The following is a 6,019-nucleotide window of genomic DNA, read 5'->3' as shown; positions in this document are numbered from 1 at the left end:
GTTCACCTCCGACCGTGGCGGCCGCGCGCAGATCTACGTGATGGGAGCCGACGGCTCGGGCCAGACCCGCATTTCCTTTGGCGACGGCGTCTATTCGACGCCGGTATGGTCGCCGCGCGGCGACCTCATCGCTTTCACCAAGCAGACCGGCGGCGAATTCCAGATCGGCGTCATGAAGACCGATGGATCGGGCGAGCGCATCCTGTCCTCCGGCTTCCAGCAGGAGGGACCGACCTGGGCACCGAACGGCCGCGTGCTGATGTTCTTCCGCGATTCCGCCGGCGGGCCCAAACTGGTTTCGGTCGATCTGACCGGACGCAACGAACAATCGATCCCGACGGCGAACTTCGCTTCCGACCCGGCCTGGTCGCCGCTGCTTGAATAGAGGAACTGGGGAACTGAAGAACTGAAGAATGGAGAAGGCGGGCGGCTACATTAATCGCGCGAAGGATCTAGAGGTATATAAGCGCGCTTATGTGGTTTCTCTTGACGTCCATAAAGCTCGCTTTCCCGAAAATGGAGCAATACGCACTGGCTGATCAGTTGCGTCGCTCCAGCAAAGGAATCTGCGCCAATTTGGCTGAAGGATTTGCCAAGCAGACTCACTCCAAACCCGAATTCGCGCGGTTCATTTCGATGGCAATGGGGTCATGCAGCGAGGTGGAGACGTGGATTTCCTATGCGTTCGACCTTGGATACATCAGCCAGACACAACACGACGATTGGCTGCGATCCTATGCCCATATCTACGGCATGCTGATCAATCTGAGAGAAAAGCTGAAGTGAATTCTCTCTTCAGTTCCTCAATTCCCCAACTCTTCAATTCCTCATTTCCATCTCTTTGTCGCGTTTTGGCCGTATTTACGCCTAGGGTCCGCGTGAAATGTGGCTTCAGGCCAAAACGGCTGCGGACGGGCAGCTTAAACCAAAATTTAACCGTGTTTCTTGAATGCCGGTTAACCCAAACGTGGTTACTGGGTGATCAACGAAATCACTCAAATTAGATCACTCGAAATACGAAGGAGAGGCGGCATGGGCCGTATTGCAGCACTTACCAGAAACCCGGTCATGATCGCGCTGGTGGCGATGCTCGCCATCGCAGGTTGCGCCTCGAAGAAGACGCCGAACAACGCGGCCGATCTTGGCCTTAACGGCGCCGGCGCCGCAACACCCGGATCGGCGCAGGACTTCACCGTCAACATTGGCGACCGCATCTTCTTCGATACGGACTCGACCTCGATCCGTGCCGACGCGCAGACGACGCTCTCGCGCCAGGCGCAGTGGCTGAACCAGTACAAGCAGTATGCCATCGTCGTCGAAGGTCATGCCGACGAACGCGGCACACGTGAATACAATCTGGCGCTCGGCGCCCGCCGCGCCGCCGCCACCCGTGACTTCCTTGTCGCCAAGGGCGTCTCGGCCAGCCGTCTCAAGACCATTTCCTACGGCAAGGAACGTCCGGTCGCGGTTTGCGACGACATCTCCTGCTGGTCGCAGAACCGCCGCGCGGTCACCACGCTTAGCGGCGCTGGCTCCTGAAGCATCACGCAGCCGACCGGCGCGTCAAGAACGGCGGCCGTCTAGCGGTAAAAATGCAACATACCTGTGCGAAAGGCGGCCTTGGGGGCCGCCTTTTTCACATCCGGATGCCCGAAACAAAATTTGGCCGAAGTCTCGGCTCCTGCTATGAGCCGAGGGCGCTTGGCTGGTCCCATGCTGATTGGAAGGCGCGAACAAGCTAACGAAATCACTGCGAGAGGCACATGCATTTGAGATCGGTTCTGAGCGGCACGCTTGCGCTGCTGCTCCTATCAGGCGTCACCGCCCTGGCCAGCGGCACCGGGGCGAGCGGCACGGGGCAATCAACCGACAGCGGCTTTACCTTCCATCTTCCCAGTATCGAATTGCCCAACCTTTTCGGTCAAAAGAAGAAACCGGACCAGGTTCAGCTGGTGCAATCCGATCCTGCCGCTGTCACCAGCCTGGAAGAGCAGCTGCGGCAGATGAACGGCAAGATCGAGGAACTCAATTTCCAGGTCCTGCAGATGCAGGAGCAGATCCGCAAGCAGCAGGAAGACAATGAATTCCGCTTCCAGCAGCTGGAAGGCGGCGGCACGCAAGGCGGGCAGCCGCCGGCGCAGAAGAAATCGGACGCCACCACCGGCACCGACAACGATGTGGCGGCGGCCCCGGCAATACGGGCGCCGGCCGATGCCGGCGCCGCGCCCGCCAACGATCAATCGGCAGGCGGCAAGACGGTCGAGGATGTCATCGTCGAATCTCCCGACGGCGACCCCGGAAAGGTTATTCCCGGTACGGGAGCGCCGGAAAAGAATTTCGGCACCATCACCGTCGACAAGAACGGCAATGTCATCGATGCCGGCGGCAACACGCAATCGACCGCGCCGGCGCAGGACACCGCGCCAGTCGCCGGGGCGGCGCCCAAGGCCGGAAAATCCGATACGGTGGTCGCGGCGTTGCCCGCCACCAACAACCCGGAAGAGCTTTACCGCAACTCCTACCAGTTCATCCTCTCGGGCGACTACGGCACCGCCGAGCAGGGTTTTCGCGATCACATCGCCCGCTTCCCCAAGGATGCGAAGGCGGCGGACGCGCATTACTGGCTGGGCGAGTCATTGCTCGGCCAGCAGAAATACCGCGACGCGGCCGAGACGTTCCTTGCCGCCAGCAAGGACTACCCCAAGGCCAAGAAAGCTCCCGACATGTTGCTGAAGCTCGGCGTGTCGCTGGTCGGCCTCAAGCAGCATGATGTTGCCTGTGCCACCTTCAGCGAGGTCGGCAAGCGCTACCCTGATATTTCCAGTGCGCTCAAGGAACGCGTCAAGCAGGAGAAGGCTCTGGCTGCCTGCTGATCCTTGTCCTACATGTCGTTGTCCTGAAACCGGGATCACTTTTGGGCGACATGCATTATGCTCGACACCGAGCCGGACCTTTCGACTAACCCTTTTTCGCATATCGATTTTACCAGCGGCGCTGTTGCGGCCGTGTCCGGCGGCAGCGACTCGACCGCCCTGCTCCTTCTTCTCAGACACCATCTCGACCGTAAGGCGCCGGCAACCAGGCTGCTGGCGGTAACGATCGACCACGGTTTGCGGTCCGGTTCGGCTGCGGAAGCGCAAACAGTGGCGAAGCTGTGCGCCAGACTCGGAATTTCACACCGCATCCTGACATGGTCGGGCCCCAAGCCATCGACCGGCCTGCCCGCCGCCGCTCGCGAGGCGCGCTACCGGCTGCTGGCCGAGGCGGCACAAGCCGAAGGCATCGGCCTGATCCTCACCGGCCATACCGCCGATGACCAGGCAGAGACGGTGCTGATGCGGCAAGCGCGCGAGGAAGGATTGGCGCGGGACGGGGGCCAAGGCCATGCCGAAATGGCAGGCCGGGGACTTGCCGGCATGGCGCCGGCCACCTTGTATGACTGGCGCGAGTGGATCGTTCGGCCGCTTCTCGGGTTGCGGCGCGAGGCGCTGCGCGACGTCCTGCGGCGTGAGAATGTCGGCTGGGCCGACGACCCCACCAATATCGACGCGGCCTTCGAGCGGCCGCGTGTGCGGGCAGCCCTTGCCGACAGCAACGGTGCGCAGCGCATCGACGATGCACTGGCGCTGGCCGCGCATGAGGGCCGCGCGCGCAGTCAACTCGGCCTCGCCGCCGCAAGTTTGATCGGCGATTTCGCGACCCGGCTGTCCTGCGGGCTCATTCGTCTTGATCCGCTCTTGCTGAACACAGGCGACGAGCGAGCGGCCGTCTATGCGTTGCGTATCCTGCTGGCCATGACCGGCGGAATTGCCTTCCTGCCGGATCAGGCCCGCAGCGAGGCTCTGTTCGGTCGGCTGAGGGCTGGATTTCTTTGCGCCACATTGTCGCGGACGGTTGTCGATTCCCGGCGCTCCGGCATCTTCCTGCGCCGCGAGGCGCGCGGCCTGCCCGCCGCCGCAACCCTTACTGGCAGCACCCTGTGGGATGGCCGCCGGCGCATCACATTGAACGACAGCAGCAGCGCATTGTTGATTGCCCCGCTAGGCACGGCAGCGGCGAAGCGGCTGGCGACGGGCCAAGGAAAAGCCCCGCCGAGCCTGATGCGCGCCGCGCTCGCGGCCGAACCGGCGTTGTGGCACGCCGGGGAATGCCTTGGTTTGCCTGGATATGAACTGAAGTCGGCGATGGTGGAAGTGCGGCCGGTCGTTAGTCCCTTTGCCCGCTTCCTGCCGTCCTTCGACCTGGCGCCGGCGCAGGCCGTCGCCGGGCTGATTGGCGCGGCCCCGGTCCCGCCCTTGCCTTTCAGCGGCCATAGTGCCGGCTGATGGTTGCGCGAAAGCTTAACCCAGACGTGCTGTTATGCTTGGCAAGGGGAGGTGCTCTCCCTATGTTAGGCGCAAGTTTCCTCTCATGACGCGTGTCCGCCCCGCGGACGCCAACGGGACAATTGATGAATCCGAACTATCGCAACCTCGCGCTCTGGGCGATCATAGCGGTCCTGCTCATAGCCCTGTTCAATCTGTTCCAGACGCCGCAGACGCGAGGGGCTTCCAGCGATGTGCCTTATTCGCAGTTCCTGCAGGATGTCGCGGCGGGCCGGGTCAAGACGGTGACCATCGCGGGCGCCCGCATCAGCGGCACCTACACCGACAATGCCAGCGGCTTCCAGACCTATTCGCCCGGCGATCCTTCGCTGGTCTCGCGGCTGCAGGACAAGAACGTCACCATCAATGCGCGGCCTGAAACAGACGGTTCCAATTCGCTGTTCGGCTATTTGATCTCTTGGCTGCCGATGATCCTCATCCTCGGCGTCTGGATATTCTTCATGCGCCAGATGCAGTCCGGCTCCGGCCGCGCGATGGGCTTTGGCAAGTCGAAGGCCAAGCTGCTCACCGAAGCGCATGGCCGCGTCACCTTCCAGGATGTTGCCGGCGTCGACGAAGCCAAGGAAGATCTGGAAGAGATCGTCGAGTTCCTGCGCGATCCGCAGAAATTCCAGCGGCTCGGCGGCAAGATTCCGCGCGGCGTGCTGCTCGTCGGCCCTCCGGGAACCGGCAAGACGCTGCTCGCCCGCTCGGTTGCCGGCGAAGCCAATGTGCCGTTCTTCACCATTTCCGGTTCTGACTTCGTCGAGATGTTCGTAGGCGTTGGTGCAAGCCGCGTCCGCGATATGTTCGACCAGGCCAAGAAGAACGCACCCTGCATCATCTTCATCGACGAAATCGACGCTGTCGGCCGTCATCGCGGCGCCGGCCTCGGCGGTGGCAACGACGAACGCGAGCAGACGCTGAACCAGCTGCTGGTCGAGATGGACGGCTTCGAATCCAACGAAAGCATCATCCTGATCGCCGCCACCAACCGGCCCGACGTGCTTGACCCCGCCCTGCTCAGGCCAGGCCGCTTCGACCGCCAGGTCGTGGTGCCGAACCCTGACATCGTCGGCCGCGAGAAGATCCTCAAGGTGCATGTGCGCAACGTGCCGCTGGCGCCCAATGTCGACCTCAAGGTGATCGCGCGCGGTACGCCGGGCTTTTCCGGCGCCGATCTGATGAACCTCGTCAACGAATCCGCGCTGATGGCGGCACGGCGCAACAAGCGCCTCGTCACCATGGCCGAATTCGAGGACGCCAAGGACAAAATCATGATGGGCGCCGAGCGCCGCTCGTCGGCCATGACCCAGGCCGAGAAGGAGCTGACCGCCTACCATGAGGCCGGCCACGCCATTCTCGCGCTCAACGTGCCATCGGCCGATCCGCTGCACAAGGCCACGATCATTCCACGCGGTCGCGCGCTCGGCATGGTCATGCAGTTGCCCGAAGGCGACCGCTATTCGATGAGCTACAAATACATGATCTCGCGTCTCGCCATCATGATGGGCGGCCGCGTCGCCGAGGAGTTCAAGTTCGGCAAGGAGAACATCACCTCCGGAGCCTCTTCGGATATCGAGCAGGCGACCAAGCTGGCCCGCGCCATGGTCACGCGCTGGGGCTTTTCCGACAAGCTCGGCCATGTCGCCTAT

The 6,019-nt window shown here is 62.5% G+C and carries 5 protein-coding genes and 1 pseudogene; all 6 read left to right on the top strand.

The genetic code is table 11. From position 1 onward, the window contains the following. Positions 1-385 (top strand): annotated as a pseudogene (locus tag EN893_RS14875) (PD40 domain-containing protein); the annotation flags it as partial. Between the two features lie 101 nt (positions 386-486). Beyond that, positions 487-786 (top strand): four helix bundle protein, encoded by a 300-nt coding sequence (locus tag EN893_RS14870; RefSeq protein ID WP_236383235.1) that lies wholly within the window; start codon positions 487-489, stop codon positions 784-786. A 246-nt stretch (positions 787-1,032) separates the two neighbouring features. Then, positions 1,033-1,539, top strand: coding sequence for a peptidoglycan-associated lipoprotein Pal (pal, locus tag EN893_RS14865; protein ID WP_013529149.1), 507 nt, complete (start codon positions 1,033-1,035; stop codon positions 1,537-1,539). A gap of 224 nt (positions 1,540-1,763) precedes the next feature. Then, positions 1,764-2,873 carry a tol-pal system protein YbgF gene (gene ybgF / locus EN893_RS14860; protein WP_127270140.1) on the top strand — a complete coding sequence of 370 codons (1,110 nt, stop codon included), beginning with the start codon at positions 1,764-1,766 and terminating at the stop codon, positions 2,871-2,873. 57 nt (positions 2,874-2,930) lie between these two features. Continuing rightward, entirely contained in the window at positions 2,931-4,325 is a 1,395-nt protein-coding gene (tilS, locus tag EN893_RS14855) for a tRNA lysidine(34) synthetase TilS (RefSeq protein WP_127270142.1), read from the top strand. A 125-nt stretch (positions 4,326-4,450) separates the two neighbouring features. Further along, positions 4,451-6,019, top strand: a 1,569-nt coding sequence (gene ftsH, locus EN893_RS14850; protein WP_164900875.1) for an ATP-dependent zinc metalloprotease FtsH, incomplete at its 3' end; no start/stop codon positions are given.

The organism is Mesorhizobium sp. M7A.F.Ca.CA.004.04.2.1, from assembly GCF_004022825.1.
GTDB lineage: Bacteria > Pseudomonadota > Alphaproteobacteria > Rhizobiales > Rhizobiaceae > Mesorhizobium.
This window is presented reverse-complemented; position numbering and strand designations above follow the sequence as displayed.